Origin of the sequence: Bacillus sp. MMSF_3353, from assembly GCF_030733445.1 — a bacterium.
GTDB classification, from domain to species: Bacteria; Bacillota; Bacilli; order Bacillales; family Bacillaceae_G; genus Bacillus_A; species Bacillus_A wiedmannii.
In genome coordinates this window covers 287,254-308,487 of sequence record NZ_JASHJA010000001.1, presented here as the reverse complement: position 1 = coordinate 308,487, position 21,234 = coordinate 287,254, and the positions used below count along the sequence as shown (strand labels likewise).

24 protein-coding genes are annotated in these 21,234 nt (G+C 36.7%); 1 reads left to right on the top strand and 23 read right to left on the bottom strand.

What is annotated here, in order from left to right; genetic code table 11:
• Positions 1 to 72: 72 nt before the first annotated feature.
• The 12 genes from RBB48_RS01600 to RBB48_RS01545 all read right to left on the bottom strand — a co-directional run bounded on the left by RBB48_RS01600 (position 73) and on the right by RBB48_RS01545 (position 11,416).
• Positions 73 to 531, bottom strand: a complete 459-nt coding sequence (locus RBB48_RS01600; protein WP_087985282.1) for a GNAT family N-acetyltransferase — start codon at positions 529 to 531, stop codon at positions 73 to 75.
• A gap of 56 nt (positions 532 to 587) precedes the next feature.
• Positions 588 to 1,166: a GNAT family N-acetyltransferase gene (locus tag RBB48_RS01595; protein ID WP_223270625.1), complete on the bottom strand. Its 579-nt coding sequence runs from the start codon at positions 1,164 to 1,166 to the stop codon at positions 588 to 590.
• Between the two features lie 255 nt (positions 1,167 to 1,421).
• Positions 1,422 to 1,799, bottom strand: a complete 378-nt coding sequence (locus RBB48_RS01590) for an ankyrin repeat domain-containing protein (RefSeq protein ID WP_306007336.1) — start codon at positions 1,797 to 1,799, stop codon at positions 1,422 to 1,424.
• Complete coding sequence (locus RBB48_RS01585) at positions 1,766 to 2,584, bottom strand: ABC transporter ATP-binding protein (protein ID WP_088064451.1); 819 nt, start codon at positions 2,582 to 2,584, stop codon at positions 1,766 to 1,768. Before RBB48_RS01585 ends, RBB48_RS01590 begins: the two co-directional genes overlap by 34 nt.
• Positions 2,571 to 3,599, bottom strand: a complete 1,029-nt coding sequence (locus RBB48_RS01580) for a FecCD family ABC transporter permease (protein WP_142310805.1) — start codon at positions 3,597 to 3,599, stop codon at positions 2,571 to 2,573. Before RBB48_RS01580 ends, RBB48_RS01585 begins: the two co-directional genes overlap by 14 nt.
• Positions 3,600 to 3,604: 5 nt before the next feature.
• Positions 3,605 to 4,552, bottom strand: coding sequence for an ABC transporter substrate-binding protein (locus tag RBB48_RS01575; RefSeq protein WP_098133947.1), 948 nt, complete (start codon positions 4,550 to 4,552; stop codon positions 3,605 to 3,607).
• Between the two features lie 155 nt (positions 4,553 to 4,707).
• Positions 4,708 to 4,935, bottom strand: coding sequence for a YrhC family protein (locus RBB48_RS01570; RefSeq protein ID WP_098133948.1), 228 nt, complete (start codon positions 4,933 to 4,935; stop codon positions 4,708 to 4,710).
• A gap of 126 nt (positions 4,936 to 5,061) precedes the next feature.
• Complete coding sequence (gene adhE / locus RBB48_RS01565; RefSeq protein WP_098133949.1) at positions 5,062 to 7,665, bottom strand: bifunctional acetaldehyde-CoA/alcohol dehydrogenase; 2,604 nt, start codon at positions 7,663 to 7,665, stop codon at positions 5,062 to 5,064.
• A gap of 259 nt (positions 7,666 to 7,924) precedes the next feature.
• A complete protein-coding gene (locus tag RBB48_RS01560) occupies positions 7,925 to 9,058 on the bottom strand; it encodes a bifunctional cystathionine gamma-lyase/homocysteine desulfhydrase (protein ID WP_098133950.1) in 1,134 nt (377 codons plus the stop codon).
• A 3-nt stretch (positions 9,059 to 9,061) separates the two neighbouring features.
• Positions 9,062 to 9,985, bottom strand: a complete 924-nt coding sequence (locus RBB48_RS01555; RefSeq protein ID WP_097906792.1) for an O-acetylserine dependent cystathionine beta-synthase — start codon at positions 9,983 to 9,985, stop codon at positions 9,062 to 9,064.
• 82 nt (positions 9,986 to 10,067) lie between these two features.
• Entirely contained in the window at positions 10,068 to 10,763 is a 696-nt protein-coding gene (mtnN, locus tag RBB48_RS01550) for a 5'-methylthioadenosine/S-adenosylhomocysteine nucleosidase (RefSeq protein WP_048531328.1), read from the bottom strand.
• Between the two features lie 14 nt (positions 10,764 to 10,777).
• Positions 10,778 to 11,416 carry a class I SAM-dependent DNA methyltransferase gene (locus RBB48_RS01545; RefSeq protein ID WP_098133951.1) on the bottom strand — a complete coding sequence of 213 codons (639 nt, stop codon included), beginning with the start codon at positions 11,414 to 11,416 and terminating at the stop codon, positions 10,778 to 10,780.
• 136 nt (positions 11,417 to 11,552) lie between these two features.
• Here RBB48_RS01545 and RBB48_RS01540 point away from each other — a divergent pair, with 136 nt between their 5' ends.
• Entirely contained in the window at positions 11,553 to 11,768 is a 216-nt protein-coding gene (locus RBB48_RS01540; protein ID WP_000010984.1) for a YrzA family protein, read from the top strand.
• A 34-nt stretch (positions 11,769 to 11,802) separates the two neighbouring features.
• Here RBB48_RS01540 and RBB48_RS01535 read toward each other — a convergent pair whose 3' ends face one another.
• The 11 genes from RBB48_RS01535 to RBB48_RS01485 all read right to left on the bottom strand — a co-directional run bounded on the left by RBB48_RS01535 (position 11,803) and on the right by RBB48_RS01485 (position 21,172).
• The gene (locus RBB48_RS01535) at positions 11,803 to 12,450 is read right to left on the bottom strand and encodes a YrrS family protein (RefSeq protein ID WP_060488236.1); all 648 of its coding nucleotides are present in this window, start codon (positions 12,448 to 12,450) and stop codon (positions 11,803 to 11,805) included.
• A gap of 116 nt (positions 12,451 to 12,566) precedes the next feature.
• A complete protein-coding gene (locus RBB48_RS01530) occupies positions 12,567 to 14,321 on the bottom strand; it encodes a peptidoglycan D,D-transpeptidase FtsI family protein (protein ID WP_088064456.1) in 1,755 nt (584 codons plus the stop codon).
• Between the two features lie 92 nt (positions 14,322 to 14,413).
• Positions 14,414 to 14,890: a transcription elongation factor GreA gene (gene greA, locus RBB48_RS01525; RefSeq protein WP_000179964.1), complete on the bottom strand. Its 477-nt coding sequence runs from the start codon at positions 14,888 to 14,890 to the stop codon at positions 14,414 to 14,416.
• A gap of 279 nt (positions 14,891 to 15,169) precedes the next feature.
• Positions 15,170 to 15,808: a uridine kinase gene (udk, locus tag RBB48_RS01520; RefSeq protein WP_000537082.1), complete on the bottom strand. Its 639-nt coding sequence runs from the start codon at positions 15,806 to 15,808 to the stop codon at positions 15,170 to 15,172.
• An 18-nt stretch (positions 15,809 to 15,826) separates the two neighbouring features.
• A complete protein-coding gene (locus RBB48_RS01515; RefSeq protein ID WP_306007335.1) occupies positions 15,827 to 17,107 on the bottom strand; it encodes a peptidase U32 family protein in 1,281 nt (426 codons plus the stop codon).
• Between the two features lie 18 nt (positions 17,108 to 17,125).
• Complete coding sequence (locus RBB48_RS01510) at positions 17,126 to 18,055, bottom strand: peptidase U32 family protein (RefSeq protein ID WP_000742789.1); 930 nt, start codon at positions 18,053 to 18,055, stop codon at positions 17,126 to 17,128.
• Between the two features lie 7 nt (positions 18,056 to 18,062).
• Positions 18,063 to 18,704: an O-methyltransferase gene (locus RBB48_RS01505; RefSeq protein ID WP_046956307.1), complete on the bottom strand. Its 642-nt coding sequence runs from the start codon at positions 18,702 to 18,704 to the stop codon at positions 18,063 to 18,065.
• A 202-nt stretch (positions 18,705 to 18,906) separates the two neighbouring features.
• On the bottom strand, positions 18,907 to 19,977 hold the full coding sequence (gene mltG, locus RBB48_RS01500; protein ID WP_097860387.1) for an endolytic transglycosylase MltG: 1,071 nt from the start codon (positions 19,975 to 19,977) through the stop codon (positions 18,907 to 18,909).
• A 220-nt stretch (positions 19,978 to 20,197) separates the two neighbouring features.
• Complete coding sequence (locus RBB48_RS01495; RefSeq protein WP_000392245.1) at positions 20,198 to 20,476, bottom strand: DUF1292 domain-containing protein; 279 nt, start codon at positions 20,474 to 20,476, stop codon at positions 20,198 to 20,200.
• A gap of 12 nt (positions 20,477 to 20,488) precedes the next feature.
• Positions 20,489 to 20,902, bottom strand: a complete 414-nt coding sequence (gene ruvX / locus RBB48_RS01490) for a Holliday junction resolvase RuvX (RefSeq protein WP_001221204.1) — start codon at positions 20,900 to 20,902, stop codon at positions 20,489 to 20,491.
• Between the two features lie 3 nt (positions 20,903 to 20,905).
• Positions 20,906 to 21,172 (bottom strand): IreB family regulatory phosphoprotein, encoded by a 267-nt coding sequence (locus RBB48_RS01485; RefSeq protein WP_000348590.1) that lies wholly within the window; start codon positions 21,170 to 21,172, stop codon positions 20,906 to 20,908.
• Between the last annotated feature and the right edge of the window lie 62 nt (positions 21,173 to 21,234).

The following is a 21,234-nucleotide window of genomic DNA, read 5'->3' as shown; positions in this document are numbered from 1 at the left end:
ATTTTATCATAAAATGAGTCTCAGTTCAGTTTATATTATTAAATAGCATCCTTTTTCTACACTATCTTACTTTTATCGGTGCCCATCTTTTTTTGCTACTTGATACCCGTAGTACGCACATGTTCCATTTCTCGATAATTCTCTCACCTCAAAACCACAACTTCTATAAAAATCAAAATTACTCGCAGATGTATGTGCAAACCAGTCTCCATGTGGCAACTTTTGCAAACAAAGAGCGACAAGTTTCTTACCTAATCCCTTCCCTCTATATTCACATTTCACAACTAAATTTACTATGTTCGCGATCATGATTCCATCAGAAATGACTCTAACCATCGCAATCATCTCTTCTTCATCCCAAATTGTGAATGCCCATGTTGAATTTTCAAATGCTATCGTGAATTTTTCAATTTGCCAAGAAGGGATATCATCATTACTCCAACCAGCATCTTCGAATAAAGTTTTAATTGCATATGCTGGCACACCATTCGTTCCCTCACGAATAATAAGGCCATTATGATAAATATACATGTAATCCCCCCTTTATTTTTATATACCATTCTTCAAAAGATGCAATTTACCTTTTTTCATCCAACGCGTTTAATGGAATAAACAAGAACGTCCATCCCATGAAATGAAGTTGTTTTCTCATAACTAAGCCCTGTTTTTCTAGCAACAAAGATTGAGGCGGGGTGATCCGGATTAATAAGAGAAATTAATTTATTCATTCGTAACGCTTGGAAACCATAGTCTCGAAATGCTGCCGCTGCTTCTTTCGCATACCCTTTTTCCCAATACTGAGGTAATAACCAATAACCAATTTCAATTTCTTCTTTTCCATCTATCTGCTGCTTTACTAACCCTGCATGACCAATTCGTATTCCCGTTTCCTTTTCAATCAATACAAATAAACCAAGACCGTTTTTATAGCTAGGAATCACCCACTCCTCCAAACTTTTTTTACATTGCATATATGTTTTTAACGTCCCATTTCCAATATAGCGCATCACCTTCTCATTTCCCCATAGCGAAGCATAGAACTGCAAATCATCCATTGTATATTTGCGAATTTGTAAACGATCTGTATGAAACATCTCTGCACTCCTTCCCACGAATTTGTACTTAACTACACGATCATGTTTTGTATGTATACTAAATGTTACTATCTATTATAAATGAACCAAGAATAAAATACAGAATATTCAATCCCTCAAGAATCTAAAAAAGACAGTAGACAAATGTTGTCTACTGCATCCATATCATAACTAGCATAAAGAAAACTACAATTGAGGGGGGTGTAGGATTTTCAAATATACTAGATACTTATCCCGTTCTAACGGGCGGTAAACTTTTCAATTATATGAAAGTGAAAAGTTTACCGCACATAAGAACCTTTGCGGTCATTAAGAGATCACCGTTAATTACTCAAATACACGCTGTGCCTGTTCTCCACCCATTCGTGCATGTTGAAGAAGGGAAATACCATGTGGACCCGATGCACGCAATGCCTCTGGTTGTGCTACTAAAATAGCTTGTACAACTTCTAATTCTCCAAGCATCGCGGCCGCGAAAATGTCCATTCGAGCACCCTTTTCTAGTAAATAGAGAGCAATATCTTTACGACCTACATGTGCCGCCGCTCCTAACGCACTTTCCCAATCTGATCCGCCCCAATTGTAAGAGGCATGAAGTAAGCTTGGCGATTCAGCCAACAGTTCTTGTACTTTTTCTAAATCTCCGTGAGCTGCCATAACAAATTCTCTTACTAACTCAGTGGTAATACATTCTTCTGTTCGCATCTTGCTCCTCCTTTTTTAGAAATTCGTTTTGGTGTAAAAAATGGCTTGTCACTTCCTTGAAAAATATCTACCTCTATACCGAACACACGTTGAAACATTTCATGACATAACACTTCTTCTGGTATACCGTCATACTGAAGCTGCCCTCGCTTTAATACGAGTAAACGATCACTATATTGAGCCGCTTGGTTAATATCATGTAAAACCATTACAATTGTCATGCCAAACTCCTCGTTTAACCGTTTCACAAGTTCCATTACTTCCAACTGATGAACGATATCTAAAAAGGTTGTTGGCTCATCTAATAATAAGACATTTGTACGTTGTGCTAGCGTCATTGCAATCCAGGCACGTTGTCTTTCTCCTCCTGATAAAGATTGCAAAAGGCGATATTCGTACCCTTCAAGATTTGTAACAGACAATGCCCAATCAACAATTTTTTCATCGTCTTTATTTAAGCGACCTCTCCATGATTTATGAGGTCCTCTTCCAAATTCGATTAATTCTTTCACTGTTAAATCTAATTGATGATCATGCATTTGTGGTAACATCGCTAATTGCTTCGCTACATCGGCACTTTTCATCGTATGAATACTTTTTCCATCTAAAATGATATCCCCTTCGCTTTGTTTAAGTAGTCTTGCCATTAAACGAAGCAAAGTAGATTTCCCCGATCCATTTGGCCCAATTAAACTAACGACCTCTCCAGCTTTAATATGTACATTCATATTTTGCATTTGAAACCTTTCAGAATGTGCATAAAACACTTTGTTAACGGAAATCACTCTGTTTCCCTCCTCTATGAATTAAATATAAGAAGAATGGACCGCCTAAGAAGGATAATAGAATACCAACAGGCAATTCAATTGGATCGAACCAACTTCGAGCTATCGCATCCGCGAAAACAAGTAATATACCTCCGCCAAGGCATGATAATGGCAGTAAATATTTATAGTCATTTCCAACTAATAAACGTAACATATGTGGTACAACAAGACCGACAAATCCAATAAGACCAGAAACACTAACTGCAATTCCAGCTAATAGTGTACTTACTACTATTAAATAAAACCGGCTTTTCTCCACGTTATGACCTAATAATTTCGCCATTTCATCTCCAAGCATTAATACTCGAATATGTTTTATACCAAAGAAGGCTAATATAATAGCGAATATTGCATAATAAATAATCATGTTTAAATGTGCCCAACTTACACCACCAATACCACCTGCTAACCAGGGTAACACGGATTGTACTTTGTCACTATGTAATAACATTAACGCTGACGTCGCTGCACCAATTAATGCATTGATTGATACACCTACTAAGACAATCCTTGAAGGCGGCGCCCCTTTTTGCCATGATAAAGCATAAATGACCATCGCCGTTATGAAAGCTCCTATAAACGCCCCGAGCGGTAAAAATGCCATATGCTGAGGGAATAAAATCATAATTACAATTGCTACAAGGCCTGCTCCAGATGAAACCCCGATAATACCAGGGTCTGCAAGAGGATTTCTCATAACCCCTTGCAGCAGTGCACCAGATGCTGCTAAACATGTTCCTACTATAAATCCAACGAGCACTCTCGGTATACGAAGGTCCCATACAATTCGATGAACCGTCGAACCTTCATCTTGTATCCCTGTTAGAATTTCTCGTAAAGAAAAGGATAGGCTTCCTGCGAAAAGACCGTAAAAAAGACCTAGAATCGTTAATACAACTAAAGTAACTGCTATTATCCATCTTTTTTTCGCAAAAGGATGTTCCTTTTCCCTTACTACTTCACTACTTTCCATACTTATCATTTCCTTACATCTTGTATACTTTTATACATAAAGTCCATTGCTTCTGTAACTTTTGTTCCAGGATTTGATCCAAATAAGTCTGGTGGCAAAATAACTACACGATTTTGTTTTACTGCATCTAAATTTTTCCACGCTTCATTTTTCATCATTTCGCCTTCAAATGCTTTTTTAACGCTATTTGGATCTCCATGTGTAATTAAATAAATCACATCTGGATTTGCCTCAATAATACGTTCTACACTTAGCTGCGCATATTGCGGATATTCCTTCATTTCCGGAAAATCAGCTGCAATATTTTTTCCGCCTGTTTTTTCTAAAATACTACCTGATAAAGATGTTGGTAATGCTGCTAAATAAGTACCTGGTGCTCCGTATACTAACAGTGCTTTCACATCACTCTTTTTCTCATATGTCTTCATTTGATCATTAATTTTTTGATTAAGTTCTTTTGCTTTATCTTCTTTCTTCATTATCGTTCCATATAGTTCAATATTCTTTTGAATATCTTGTACAGAATTCGCAGAAGAAATCATTACTTTCGTTCCTTGTCCTTCAACCGTTGGAACATTCTTTTGAAACCCATTGTTAGCAATAAGTACATCCGGTTTTAAACTAGCGATTTGCTCAAAATTCGGTTGATGTGCATTCCCGATTACTTGTACTTTCTTTACATCCTCTGGAAGAGTTATTTTTGCATCCGGACGACCTACTATTTTTCCGCCTAAAGCATGAATAATATTCATGTCCCCCATACTTAATGTTGCAAAACTCTCTGGCACTTTATCGAATGTTACCTTTCTTCCTGATAGGTCGGTAACTTCGATTTTCTCTTTTCCTTTTTCTGTTTTTGTTGCAGATGCTTTTTCGTCTCCCTTTGCATTGCAACCTATTAACAAGAAAAAAATAGATAAAATCGCTGTGAATAGCGTAATAGATTTTTTCATTCTTTCACCTCTAAATGATAATGATAATCATTAACTACTATTCTACTTTAATTGATAAGGATTATCATTGTCAATATAAACCGCATACATTTTTTACAAAAACAAAAAGCACTACAAAAAGATTCATTCTTTTCGTAGTGCTCTATTTCATAATATTACTCACATTCGTTTCCCTCTAACTGTTCTCGCATCACTTTCACACGCTGAAAGAAAAAGAATGATAAACTTAAAAATATAATGGTACTCCCCATCATAACAAAAGATTGTATTGCTTCTTTTGCTCCATTCGGAATCAATAAGCCAACCATTAACAATGTACTTACAGCGAGAAGGATTTGTCCGAACCGAGTATAATCTTCTATTTTCCCTTGTAATTCTTTCATTATATTCTCACTCCTCTATTTCACTGTATCATATTCTATTAAACTTAAAGACCAGTAAATACAGCCATTCTGGGAGATGTTTTCCAAATGAAAAAGAGCCGCTTTATTGCGACTCTTTCATACCCATTACTCCCCTTTATATGCTTCCATATAAATTTCTTTCAACTCTGAAATAAGAGGTAATTTCGGATTAGCTGTTGTACATTGATCTTCAAAAGCTCTTTCTGCTAATAATCCAACAACCTCTTCAAATTGGTCTTTAGCAACTCCTTGTCCTGCAATACTCATATTTATATTTAAGCTTTTTCCAAGCTCAATAATTGCTTGGACGAGGGATTCCACACCTTCTGCTGTCGAGCCTGCTGGAAGCCCGAGCATTCTCGCAATATGTGCATAGCGTTCATCAGCCACAAAGTGCTCATATTTTGGGAACAATGCGTGTTTTCTTGGCTTAATAGCATTATAGCGAACTACGTGCGGCATAAGAATTGCATTCGCACGCCCATGCGGAATATGAAATTCCGGTCCAATTTTATGTGCTAAGCTGTGATTAATACCTAAGAAAGCATTTGCAAATGCCATCCCTGCGATTGCAGAAGCATTATGCATTTTTTCTCGTGCTTCTTCGTCATTTCCATCTTTAAATGCTCTTGGTAAATATTTAAATACGAGATCAATGGCCTTTAATGCTAATCCATCTGTATAGTCATTTGCTAGAACAGACACATACGCCTCGATTGCATGCGTTAATACGTCCATACCAGTGTCTGCTGTTACATGTGGTGGTACTGTCATTACAAACTGTGGATCAACAATTGCTACATCTGGTGTTAATTCATAATCCGCGAGCGGATACTTTATATTATTTTTCTTATCTGTAATAACGGCAAATGGTGTTACTTCTGATCCTGTTCCTGATGTTGTTGGAATGGCAACAAACTGCGCCTTACTTCCTAATTCCGGATATTTACATGTACGTTTTCTTATATCTAAAAACTTCTGTTTAATTCCATAGAATGTTGTTTCTGGTTGCTCATAGAAAAGCCACATCCCTTTCGCTGCATCCATAGCTGAACCACCACCAAGTGCGATAATTACATCTGGCTTAAAACTTCTCATCATTTCCGCACCTTTAAACACAGTTTCATCTGATGGATCTGGCTCGACCTCAAAGAAAACTTCGACTTTTACATCATTTGCATGTTTACGTAAATAATGCGTAACCGTATCTACATATCCGTGCTCAACCATTCCTGGATCCGTTACAATAAATGCACGTGAAATGTTAGGCATATTTGCTAAATATGCTGTCGCATGTTTTTCAAAATAAATTTTTGGTGGTAATTTGAACCACTGCATATTCTTTTTTCTATTTGCCAACCTTTTTATATTTAATAAATGCGTCGCTGTTACGTTTTGAGAAACTGAGTTTTTCCCATACGAGCCGCAACCGAGCGTAAGTGATGGAATAAATCCATTATATATATCACCGATTCCACCTTGTGATGAAGGAGCGTTTACAATAAGACGGCAAGCTTTCATACGTAATCCAAATTGTTTTTGTACTTCTTTATTTGTAGAATGAATGACTGCTGAATGTCCTAAACCACCAAGGTCTAACATGTCTTCGCAATATGTAAGTCCCTCTTCTAGTGAATTTGCTTTTACACAAGCTAATACTGGACTCAGTTTCTCACGAGATAGTGGATATGCTCCTCCGATACCTTGTATTTCAGCTACAAGCATTTTTGTATTTTCAGGCACAGTAATTCCAACTAATGCGGCAATGTACTGTGCTGATTTCCCTACAATATCACTATTTACTGCACATGTATTTTCATTAATAACAAGCTTTTCTAATTTTCTTCTCTCTTCTTCTGTTACAAAGTAACAATTGTTTGCAATCATTTCTTTTTTCACATCATCATAAATTTCCTTGTCTACAATGATTGCTTGTTCTGATGCACAAATCATACCGTTATCAAATGTTTTTGATAAAATTAAATCATTAACAGCTCGTTTTATATGCGCTGATTTCTCTATATAGCATGGTACATTACCAGGACCTACACCTAGCGCTGGTTTTCCAGTAGAATAAGCTGATTTCACCATACCTGCTCCTCCAGTTGCCAAAACAAGCGCAACACCTTCATGGTTCATTAATTGTTTCGTTGCTTCGACAGAAGGTCTTTCAATCCACTGAATACAATATTTTGGTGCCCCGGCCTTCACCGCTGCATCATATACTGTTTTCGCCGCTGCAATGGAACAGTTTTGTGCTGAGGGATGAAATGCGAAAATAATTGGATTTCTCGTTTTCATCGCGATTAATGCTTTAAACATTGTTGTCGACGTTGGATTCGTTACTGGCGTTACCCCAGCTACTACACCGACAGGTTCCGCAATTTCTATTATTTCTTCATGAGGATCTTCGTGAATAATCCCTACTGTTTTATCTTTTTTTATGCTATGCCAAATATATTCAGTAGCAAAAATATTTTTAATACATTTATCTTCATATACACCACGACCTGTTTCTTCAACAGCCAACTTCGCAAGCGGCATATGTTGATCAACACCTGCTAATGCCATTTCATGAACAATGTTGTCAATTTGCTCTTGTGTAAAACTTTCTAATGCTTGTAAAGCCTTTCGACCGTTATTCACTAACGTATCAATCATCTCTTTTACTTCCTGCATTTCATTTACAACTTTCTCTTTGACTACCATGTAAATTCCTCCTATTCTGCTATCACGGACTAAATAAGACCCTATAGGTCATAATGAGTCCCGATTAGCGCAAAAAAAATAGAGTTGCTTTCCTACATGAACCTCATTGTTTGTGAAATATTTCACAAGTTTGTTCGTGAGTAACACTTCATGAACTTAATATACATGAAATGATTTCATTTGTGTATGTCTATTTTGTGAAGTTTTTCACAAAAAGATGTAATAAAAATGCACTGCCTATATGAGCAGTGCATTTTTACTATGCTAACGCTTGTGCTAGATCTTCAATTAAATCTTCACCGTCTTCAATACCGACAGAAATACGAATTAATGTATCTGTAATTCCTAGCTCTTTACGACGATCTGCTGGGATTGATGCATGTGTCATTTGAGATGGGATAGAAATTAAACTTTCTACTGCCCCTAAACTTTCAGCAAGTGTAAAGTATTGTAAGTTCTCTAGTACTTTATTTAATGTTTCTTCACTATCTACATCAAATGAGATAATAGCACCAAATCCATTTGCTTGTTCTGTCGCTAGTTCATGGTTTTGATGTGATGCAAGACCTGGGTAATATACTTTATTTACTTTTGGATGGTTATTTAAAAACTCAGCAATTGCACGTGAATTCGTTTCATGCTCTTCCATTCGAATTCCTAATGTTTTTAAACCACGAAGTAGTAAGAAGCTATCTTGTGGGCCAAGAATGCCTCCTGTTGAGTTTTGTACAAAGTGAAGGTCTTCTGCTAATTGCGGGCTATTTACAACTACTAGGCCTGCAACTACGTCACTATGACCTCCTAAATATTTCGTTGCACTATGAAGTACAATGTCTGCTCCTAAAGTAATCGGCGACTGCCAATATGGCGTCATGAATGTGTTATCGATAATTGTTAATAAATCTTTCTCTTTAGCAAGAGTAGCTATTTTCTTAATATCAGTAATTTTCAGTAATGGGTTCGTTGGTGTTTCCACATAAATCGCTTTCGTATTTGGACGAATCGCTTCTACAACTTCCTCTAGGTTTGTTGTATCTACAAATGTATGCTCAATGCCGAAGCGATTTAATACTTTCGTGATAACGCGGTACGTTCCACCATACACATCATCTGTTAAAATAACGTGGTCACCTTTTGAGAACAACATAATTGTAGCTGTAATAGCAGCCATTCCTGAACCAAATGCAAAACCAGCATGACCGTTTTCTAATACTGCAATCATTTCTTCTAAAGCTGCACGTGTTGGGTTGCCTGTACGTGAATATTCATATCCTTGATGCTTACCAACTGCTTCTTGTTTGTACGTACTTGTTTGATAAATCGGTACATTTACAGATCCAGTTGAAGGTTCTCCTATGCGAATACCATGAATTAACTTTGTCTTTGCTCTCATTTTTTATTCCCATCCTTTGTATATGTCTTTACTTAAATAACGCTCACTACTATCAGGAAAAATCGTTACAATATTTGTACCTGGCGCCGCTTTCTCTGCTTCAAGTAAACTTGCATGAAATGCTGCTCCGGAAGAGCTCCCAACGAGCAGTCCTTCTTTTTGCGCTAATTCCTTCACTCGTAAAAATGCATTTCGATCAGAAATTGTATGAATTTCATCAAAATAAGATGTTTTCAAAAATGGCGGGATAAATTCAAGGCCAATCCCTTCTGTTTCATGCGAACCAGCTTTACCACCATTTAAAATAGATCCTTCTGGTTCGACAATAACCGTTTTTATATCTATATTTTTTTCTTTCAAATAAGATGCAGTCCCCATGAATGTACCACCAGTTCCTGCTCCTGCAACAAATATGTTAATCTCTCCGTTCAGTGCATCCCACAGTTCAGGACCTAGTGTTTTGAAATAAGCACGCGGGTTTGCTTCATTCGCAAACTGACTTGGAGAGTATGAATTCGGTATTTCATTTACTAATTCTTTTGCTTTTGCAATTGCGCCGGTCATTCCTTGCTCAGTCGGTGTATGCACGACCGTTGCGCCTAGTGCTTTCATTAATTCTTGTTTTTCAATACTAAATTTCTCTGGTACACAAACAATAACGCGTAAATCATGTTGTAACGCTGCAAGTGCCAGTCCAATACCAGTATTTCCAGCAGTTGGTTCAATAATTGTTCCACCCTGGGTAACAAGCCCTTTTTCTAGCGCATCTTCGATTAATTCTCTTCCTAAACGGTCCTTAACGCTTCCACCTGGGTTATAAAATTCAAGCTTTGCAAATAAACGGACCCCTTCTGGAAGTGAAAAACGAGTAATTTCTACAATTGGTGTATGACCAATCAACTCATGAACTCCACGATATACATTCATCGTGTTCTCCCCCTTATTTGCCAATAAAGAAAAGGCAACTGTATGTATTTTCTTTATATGAGACAGTTGCCTTTTTGTTACATTACTTTAACTCTTCTAGTACTTTTACGATAAAGTTTGTAGAATGAAGAGCTGCTTGATCTAAAAATTGATCAAATGAAACATTTGATTCTTTACCTGCAATATCAGAAAGCGCACGAATAATAACAAACGGAACTTCATATTGGTGGCATACTTGTGCAACAGCTGCTGCTTCCATTTCTACTGCATAAAGGTCTTCAAATTTATCACGAATTGCTGCAACGCGGTTCGGATCACTCATAAATGAATCACCTGTTGCAATCATACCTTTTACAACTTGAATATTTTCTTCTGCCTGCATACATTTCTCAGCTAATGTAACTAATGCTTCATCAGCCTTGAATCCAGGAGGCATTCCTGGTACTTGACCATACTCATAGTTAAATGCTGTTACATCTACGTCATGATGACGAACTTCTGTTGAAATAACTACATCTCCAACGTTTAGAGAATGATGGAAGCCACCAGCTGAACCAGTATTAATTACTTTTTCAGGCTTATATCTTTCTAATAAAATTGTCGTTGACATCGCTGCATTTACTTTACCAATACCAGACTTTAACAAGATTACTTCGTGTCCTGCTAATTGTCCTTTCGTAAATTCACAACCCGCAACCGTTTCTGTTTCTGCTTGTTCTAATTTGTCACGTAAAATACGTACTTCTTCTTCCATTGCTCCAATTACAGCAATTCTCAATCTAATCCCTCTTTCTATTGCTTAGTTGCCTCCATTACCCAAACGAAATGATTTAATCTCGTAAACGTTACATGGAAGCCATTGTTTTCAAAAATAGACTGCATGACTGGAATACGTGTATAGTATTCCGTTTGCAAATCGTTTGCTAACTGATGGAAACCTCTTTGTTTTGCTGTTTCAACAGTTTTATCATATGCATCTTGATCTGCAAATATCGTATCAGCAAACACTATTTTACCACCTTTGTTTAGCAATTGACTATACTTCGCAATCGCTACATTTTTTTCATCATCTGTTAAATGATGAAATGCGTAGGTGCTTACTATGGTATCAATTGAATTTGGGACTTCAAACGAAAGAAAATCACCTTCTGTAATGGACAATTCTTTTGGCAATTTCTCTTTTGCAATCATGCGCATTTCACGTGACGGTTCTATACCGTAAACTGTGCGTCCAGCAAACAATAATTTATTTGTTAAATTGCCAGTACCAACACCAAATTCTAATACATTACCAAATGACTTGTTAACTACATCCTCTAGAATGTCCTCATAATGGGCGAAAACTTCTTTATATTGTATATCTTCGCCTTGTACAAATGAGTCGTACGTATGAGCCCACTCATCAAATAAACCATTAAATTCTGTACCCATAAAAATTCCCCTTTTTCTTATCGGTTTTATCAGTATAATATGCCCTCTTTCTAAAAATGTCAATTGAAATGTACATGGTATTTCCTTCTTTTCTTTGTTACACTATAGTTGATTACATAGGAGAGGGGTCGTCTTCGTGTCATTTACCTTTGAAATGTTAGAAGATAAAGTAGAGTTTTTCGAAGCAGGAGACTTAGCTTCTTTGGAACGAAAAATTAGTGAACAAATCGATAATAATAAAGCACTTATGCTTGAAGTTCATCACATCTCGCATCAAATGGTTATGGATCCCGAAAGCAAAAGGCCATATTATAGCGCGGTTGTTCATTTTAAATTAAAGAAATTGCGTTAACAAAAAAGAGAAGCTCCTAAGGAGCCTCTCTTTTTTAGTTTAGAGTTTGAACAAGTACTGGTTTCCAGCCCTCATTCTCTACCCAATCAATATTTACATAATATTTTTTACCTGATTGTTTATCTTGTACGTTACCGTAAGCTTTATTTTTACCGTTATTTCCGATTCGATGAATAACTAATTGCTCTACTGGAACGTCAATTGCAGCTGAAATTGCTTGGTTCATCTCATTCCAATCTGCTGTACCTTTTTTAAACGTCATCGCAGGTGTTGCACCTTGCTCTGTACCTACTGGCTTCCAAGAAGACTTCGTATAAGCGTCAGTTGCCTTTGGCTGTGTTTTTTCAGCTGGTACTTTCTCGTTAGCTTTCGCTTCTTCTTCAGCTTTTTTCTGTTCTTCTTCAGCCTTTTGCTTCTCTTCTTCCTTATTCTTAGCCTCTGCCTTATCTTGCTCGTTCTTCTTCGTCTCTTCTTTGCCTTTAGCTTTCTCAGACTTATTCTCTTTTGTTGTTTGCTGAGCTACTTTTTTATCACTAGAAGACGCTTGTTCTTTTCTTTCAGGAACAAACAATTGATATGATACAATAGCTACTAATATTAATACAATTGCAATTGCAATATTTAAAACACCGTTTTGACGACGTTTTTGTTGTTTCTGTTGGAATCTAGATCCTCCTGCCATTCTTCAAACCTCCATGCAGTTTTTCATACTTGCTATTGTAACATTAAATCTAGAAAGGTTGAACATTTACAATAATATTTTCACGAAATGAAAACATTTCACTATGAATTGCAAGATTACTTTTCATTCTCTAATCGATAGATTGATTCTACGATAGCTTTGAAAATAGGTGTAACTTTATTTACATTGCTATTCGTTTCTATATCCACGACAACTAAAGCATATCTTGGATTTTCATATGGAAAATAACCTGCAAACCAACGATTCACTTTCATCCCTTTTCCTGTTTGCGCTGTCCCAGATTTTCCGGCAACACTTAGTGGTAACGACCTGAATGCTGCTCCTGTTCCTTTCTCCGTTGTTACAACGCCCCTTAATAACTCTTGTAATGTTTTCACCGTTTCATAGGAAAGCTGTTTTCCACCTAATGTATGGTCTTCAAATGTATAGAAGTCCGTTCCATTTTTATACATTATTTTTTCCACAGCTTTCACTTCCATCTTTTCTCCACCTCTAGCAATCGTCGCCATCATATTTGCAATCGCTAGAGGTGACATACGTACATCTTTTTGTCCAATTGCTGTTTGCGCTACCGCCTTTTTACTATTCTTATTTCCTTCACTACCCCAAATCGTAACCCTCTTCTCCTCTGGCATTTGCTCAAAATGAGTTGTATGAAATACAGAACCTTTCCATCCAACCTTACTAGCGGCTCCTAACGCTGCTACGTAAGTTTCTAACACCATCTTATCCTTTTGTATTAGCTCATTACCTAACTCTGAAAATGTCCTGTTACAGCTTCTAGCAAAGCTCTCTTTAAAACTAAGTGTACCCATCATAACTTGTGGGTGGTCTTCACCATATAAATCTTGATTACAATTAAATGTACGATTAAACACATTTTCATTTTGATCAATCACTGCCGCTGCAACTATTGTTTTAAAAACAGAACCGGGAAAATGTGGTGTCAACATTTGATTTTCAAGTGTAGTTGTATATAAACGCTCATCCTTCACCTGCACAGATGGTTTACTGACCATCGCTAAAATTTCATTTGTCTTTACATCAAGTAATACTAATCCCCCCTTCTTTATTTCGCTTGCTTCAACCACTTCTTCTGCTTTTTGCTGTAACCTGTTATGTAAAGTTGTTTGAATCGTCACTGGATAAAACGGATTTCCAGGCGCAGTATATTTCGCTTGTTTTCCAAAAATCGGTTCCCCTTGTCGGTCCACTTGATACAATACTTTTGCCTCTCCATCGGTCAAAAGAAATTCATCAAATGATTGCTGCAATCCTGAAATACCAATTGGCGTTTGCCTTGAAATTTTTCTTACTTCTCCGTATCGTTTTTGAAATTCTCGTTCATTCTCCCCCACATCGCCAATTAAATGATTCACCCTGCCAGTTTGCCGTAAACGAACTTCAGCTGCTACAATACCTAATACATTTAATTGATTTACCTTCTCCATCTGCTCTCGTGCCAAGCGAAATGGACCATTTCCCCTTTGCATGATAAATGCACTTTTCTTGTCTTTCATTTGACTTTCAATCTCTTGTCTCGACACACCAATGATATGCGCAATTTTCTCTAACATGTCATTTTTTATTTGTAGAAATGGAAAAACAATTAAAACAGGATACTTTTTCTCACCTATTCCCTTACCGTTCCGATCTATAAAATGGCCTCGTCCATCATCTACCGTAATGGACTGCGTCCGTTGTGTAACACTTTTTTCAATTAAATTTATCTTACGATCTGTAAATGATTCTGTATCTATAATTTGTATTTGAATTAAACGACAAAGTAAAATAAACATGATACATATAAAAAAAATTAAAACAATTGTAATTCTCCGTTTTATTTTCATAAAAAAACACCTCGTCTATTATAGTTTGGACGGAGTGTTTCATCTTTTATACAAATAAAAAAATCACTCGCTTTTACACGAGTGATTTTTTATTATTTTACAGAGATAATCTCTACTTGCATTTCTCCACCTGGAGTTTGGATTGCTACCTTCTCACCAATTTGCTTACCTAATAAGCTTTTTGCAATTGGAGAATCGTTAGAAATTCTTCCTTCAAATGGATCTGCTTCTGCGCTACCTACGATTGTGTAAGATTCTTCATCTCCACCTGGTAACTCTTTAAATGTTACTGTTTTACCTAATGTAACAACTGTAGACTCTTCGCCGTTATCTGTGATGATAACTGCGTTACGAATCATGTTTTCTAATTGTGTAATACGTCCTTCTACGAACGCTTGCTCATCTTTCGCTGCATCATACTCAGAGTTCTCAGAAAGATCTCCGAAGCTACGTGCAATCTTAATTCGCTCTACAACCTCTTTACGTTTTACCGTTTTTAAATCTTCAAGTTCGTTCTCTAGCTTTTGCTTACCCTCTTGCGTCATAGGGTATGTTTTTTCTGTTGCCATATTTTCCACTCCTTTTATATACCAATCCCCCGAAAAAAAAGAGGAGTTCCATATGAAAACTCCCCCACTTATATGTATAGCGGAGGTTTCTAGCACGCCTGTACTAGCGGAGTTGTCACATACAACCCCGTATTCCCAATTCCTCTTTATATAAAGAAGATATGTATGGAAAGTTGATATAAATATGCCCTCACCTATATATAGATGAGGTTGCATGTTTCATTGTATTCGATAGGAAGGGAAAAAATCCCTTCCTATCGTATATCTTTTACTATGCTATTACAAATTTACTTTTTGTTCAAGAATTGTTGCAATTTTTGTCACCATAATATCAATTGCAACATGGTTTTGTCCACCTTCAGGGATAATAATATCCGCAAATTTCTTAGAAGGCTCAATAAATTGATTGTGCATTGGACGTACAACACTTACGTATTGATCAATAACTGAATCCATCGTACGGCCGCGTTCCTTAATATCACGCTGCATGCGGCGTAAAATACGAAGATCTGCATCTGTATCAACGAATAGCTTAATGTCCATTAACTCACAAAGACGTGGGTCTTCTAAAATAAGAATTCCTTCTAAAATGATTACATCTTTCGGCTCAACTGGAATAACTTCTTCTGAACGCGTATGCAATGTATAGTCATATACAGGCTTATCAATTTGCTCATATGCAAGTAACTGCTGCAAATGTTCAATTAACAGATCATTATCAAACGCAAGCGGATGATCATAATTTGTTTTTAAACGCTCTTCCATTGGTAAATGGCTTTGATCTTTGTAATAATAATCTTGCTCTAAGATTAAAATAGAATGACCTTTAAAATGGTCAAAAATCGCTTTCGTTACACTCGTTTTACCTGATCCCGAACCACCAGCAATTCCAATTACAACAGGCTTATTCGTCCCCATTCGACTATCAACTCTTTCTTATTGAAGTATGCTTTTGCGCATCATATTATTCACATACACTGGTTGATCCACTTTGAATTTCACGATTTGCAGCGGATGTCTCGCTGCATCTAATTCGTTTCCATCCTCATCCCAAATTTTCTCCACCGTCTGCGTAAAGTTTTCTATTTCTGGCCCAAAGAACTCCACTTCATGTCCTGGTTTGAAATGATTACGTTGCTCAATCGTTACGATGCCTGTTTCTTCATTATAATCTAACACTAAACCAGCGAAATCATACGTTGTTTTCTTACTATGATTTCCAAACATTTGCTCTTGATGTCCTGGAACCCCTTCAAAGAATGCGGGAGCTGTATCACGATTTGCACATTTATCAAGCTCATCTAACCATTCTTGTTTAAACTCAAAATTATCCGGATCCGCACAATACGCATCAATTACTTTACGGTATACCGTTGCTACAGTTGCTACGTAATGGATTGATTTCATACGTCCTTCAACTTTTAAGCTATCAATTCCAATTTCAATCATTTTGGGAATTGATAAAATTAAATTTAAGTCTTTTGGACTCATTGCAAAGTGAGCATCTTCTTCTTGGAATAGAGGAAGCTCTTTTGCATCTTTATGTTGTGATACTGTTTGAACTAAATCATAGTCCCAACGGCAAGATTGACAACAACCACCACGGTTAGAGTCACGTGCTGTCATATGGTTACTTAACGTACATCTGCCTGAATATGCGATACACATTGCACCATGGACGAACGCTTCAATTTCAATATCCACTTTTTCTTTAATTTCTTTCATTTCTTCATAGCTTGCTTCACGAGCTAATACAAGACGATGTAAACCTTCTTCTTTCCAATACTGTGCTGCTTTCCAGTTGGATAGTGATTGTTGTGTACTTAAATGCACTTCAACAGAAGGCGCTACACGTTTACAAGTCTCAATAATAAGCGGATCAGCAACGATAATTCCCGTTACGCCAGCTTTTTCAATCCCTTTTAAATATTCCTCTAGCCCGTCCATATTTTCATTATGTGCAAAGATATTTGTTGTTACATATATTTTTGCTCCATATTTCTTTGCAAATTCAACACCTTCTGCCATTTCTTCCAGTGTAAAGTTACCTGCATTCGAACGAAGACCAAATTCTTGTCCACCTAAATATACAGCATCTGCCCCATAATGGATAGCTACTTTTAATTTTTCTAAGTTACCCGCAGGGATTAACAGTTCAGGTTTCTTCACAATAACGCGTTTGCCATCGATTACTCGTGAAATTTCTTGTACAATCATTTCCTACACCCTCCTCGTTTAGTAAACCGTCTCTTTAAAGAAGAATCCTGTATCTAACGGACGATTTACTGGTTGCATTTCTTCTATCTCTTTATATAAATCGTCTTTCACGTCATAATACGCATCACGATCTTCTACACATAAATCAATTGCTTTACGATATTTCTTCGTTACCTCAATAATGTATGCAGAGCTTTTTAGTACACCATCAACTTTTAAGCTAGCGACTTCAGCGTCAATTAGTTCTTCTAACTCATCGATGAAACAAATATCGTTTGGACTCATAATGTGAGTACCATTTTCATCTTCATAAATTGGATATTTATTGTTACGCTCTGGGTCATATAAGAACATATTCTCTTCATATTTTTTCTTTTCAATGTCAAGATTACGTCCTTGATACTCAAAGTAGTTTCCTACTAAGGAACGCTTCGATTGGAACATACAAGTCATACCGTGAATTTGTACTTCAAGTTCCACTTCAGCATTTTCTTTTAATTCAACAATTTCATCTAAGCTAAGCTCACGAGCTAATACAGCGCGTTTTGCTCCTCTTTGTCCCCAGTAGTTACAAGTAAACCAGTTTGTTGCTGTTGTTTCTGTATTCCAGTGCAATTGCATATTTGGCGCTACTTCTCGGACCGCCATTAATACTGCTGGGTCTCCGAAAACAATTGCATCTACACTTACTTCGTTTAAAAATGCAACATAATCTGTTAATTCGTCTACTTTATCATTGTGGAACATAGCGTTCATTGCTACGTATACTTTCACACCATTTTCATGCGCAATCTTCACAGCTTGTTTCACATCTTCACGTGAAAATTCCCCTGCTAAACGTAAACCGAACTTTTGCTCACCGATCATTACCGCATCTGCTCCTGCTTTCGCAAGAGGTTCGATATCCACTACTGCTTTTGGCGTTACTAACAATTCAGGTTTCTTCATACCTTGGTCACCCTCTCTTTTTACTAACAGCTACTCCATCACCAATTGGGAAAATCGTTGTATCATATCCTTCATGGTTCATAAGCCATTCATTGTACGTCTTAATACGACGGATTAAACCACGTGTACGTCTGTTTTCAATTTTCTCTTTTGTCGTTACAAGGCCATGGTACATAACATTATCTGAAATAATTACCCCACCAGGGTTTAATAACGGTTCATATAAGTCAAAAAAGCGACGATATTGTCCTTTTGCTGCATCAATAAAAATAACGTCAAACGTTCCATGTTCTTCTACTTGCTCACCTGTTTCTAACGCATCACCGTAAATAACAGAAATACGCTCTTTAACTGATGAACGTTCTATATATTCAAGTGCTTTTTCATATCGCTCACGATTGCGTTCAACTGTCACAATGCGAGAATTTGGAATAGCTTGCATCATACGAATACTAGAATAACCAATTGCTGTACCAAGCTCTAAAATGCTTTTTGGTCCAATTAAACGTAAAAATTGCAACATAAATTCCATTCCAAGTCGATCCATAATCGGCACATGATTTTCTTTCGCATAATCTTCCATTTCAAGAATTAATTTATCTTTCGGATCAATAAATGATAATAGGTACTCGTTAACTGCATCCTCCATAATGGTCCTCCTTATTTACATGGAGAAGTGCCTCTATGACGTCTTTTCACACATAGAATGCAATAAAAATACAAGCCAGCTTCATCCTTAGCTTGTACGTCCCGTTTTGATATTAAAAACGATTCTTCTGCCAGTTTTTAACCCGATATATTTTACCACAAAAAAGAGGGATGTGCGACATTTTTCGCTATCCCTCCCCATTTCACTGTTTTTTCGTAATATATTTTTGCTTTAATGCATTATGCTCTTCCAATGTTTTCGCATAGTACACTTCACCAGTTGGTGCAGCTAAGAAATAATAATAATCTGTTTGTGCAGGCTCTAACGCCGCTTCCACTGAATGTTTACCAGAGTTTGCAATCGGACCAACCGGCAATCCTTTCACAACATACGTATTGTACGGTGAGTTTATCTTTAAATCTTCGTATAATACACGTTGTTTATGCTTTCCAAGTGCATATAATACCGTTGGATCAGTTTGCAGGGGCATACCTTTTTCCAAACGATTATAAAAGACACTAGAGATTTTTTGACGATCTGTAAAGCCTGTTGCCTCTTCTTCAATAAGTGAAGACAATGTTAAAAGCTGATGAACATCCCAGTTTTTCGCTTTCATTTTTGCCTCGTTTTGAACAATGATTGCATTCGTTTTCTCAAGCATTGGAATTACAATTTCTTCTAACGTCGTATCTTTTTTATAGAAAGAGTACGTCGCAGGATATAAATAACCTTCTAATGGATATTTAATATTGCTATCAAAGATTTTATCCGTTAACAACTTCGGATACTTTTGCTGCATTTTTTGAATAAATGCTTTATCGTTTAATTGACGTACGACATCATCTTTATTCCACTTTAATTCGTTTGCAACCGTTTCTGCAATTTCAGTTACTTGTGCACCTTCTTTTATCGTCACTTTATAAAGAGCTGGACGATGTACATTACCAGATGACATTTGTTCAATAACATCTGAGGCACTCATTGAAGGATTTAATAAATATGTACCCGCTTGTAAATTTTTAGATTTAGCCTTTGTATAAAAACTAAAAACTGTACCGTTTTTCACAGCACCTTTTTCTTCTAAAATCTCACCAATTTTACTAGTAGATGATCCTTTTGGAATTTCTACTTCAATCTCTTTTTTATTCCCGCTATCAACTGGTCCTAATGCGGATGAAATATACGCATAGACTGAACCACAAACTAAAAGCAGTGCAATAATCGAAAATAAAAAAAGACGTCTACGCTTTTTTTTCACTTGATTCTCTATCAACACTCTTCCTCCTTAATTAAATTGTAGACCGTATGTATATCTTTCTATACAACACGATATAAAAACACAATAAATTTATTTATCTTTTTTTAGATAGACATTTTATTTTTCTACAATCCGTCTCATTATACTACAAAGGATTACACGGTTTCGACAAAAAATCTTTCATTTTACATATAAAAAAAGGTGGACTATATGTCGTCCACCTTTTCAGTACTTATTATTCAGCTTCTTGCTCATCAGCTAGAGTGTTGAACATTTCTTGTACCATTTCCCACTCTTCTTCAGATTCGATTGGAAGTAAACTTCCGCCCTCTTCTTCATTTTGCTCATAAGCCATTGCATCATAAATTGGGTCTCCATCTTCGTCTACTTCACCGATTGGAGAGAAGACTACGTATGATTTTTTGCCAAATTTTTCAGCATCAAAAGTGAAAATAATTTCACATAAATGTTCGTTACCTTTTTCGTCTACAATTGTAATTTGATTTTCTTCCATTTTGGTCACCTCTTATTTACTATCTAAAAATCCTTGTAAGATTACGACTGCAGCCATCTTATCAATTACCTGTTTTCGCTTCTTACGACTCACATCAGCTGAAATGAGCAGACGTTCCGCTGCCATCGTTGACAAACGCTCGTCCCACATTACAACTTCTAATTGTAACAGATTTCGCAGGTTTTCTGCAAATTGCTGGCACGCTTCACCACGTGGGCCAATTGTACCATTCATATTTTTAGGTAAACCTACTACTATTTTGTCCACATTGTACTGCTTTACTAACTCAGAAATACGATCAAAACCAAAGTGGCCCCGTTCTTCGTTAATCCTGATTGTTTCCAGCCCTTGCGCTGTCCAGCCCATTTCGTCGCTCATTGCAACTCCGACTGTTTTTGTACCTACATCTAAACCTAATATCCGCATAAACTACTCCTCACGATGATGTTTCAAGTACGACTTCACAAGCTCTTCAATTAACTCATCACGTTCAAGCTTGCGAATGATGCTTCGTGCATCTTTATGGCGAGGTATGTATGCTGGGTCTCCACTTAATAAATAACCGACGATTTGGTTAATCGGATTATAGCCTTTTTCTTGAAGTGCATCATACACAGTTAAAAGTACATCATTTACATGGACACTCTGTTTTTCATCTTGAATGCTAAACTTCATTGTTTTATCAAAACCGTCCATTTCAAGCACCTCACTTATATAGTAAGTATAGGGAGAAGAACTTCTCCTCTCCCTACCATTGT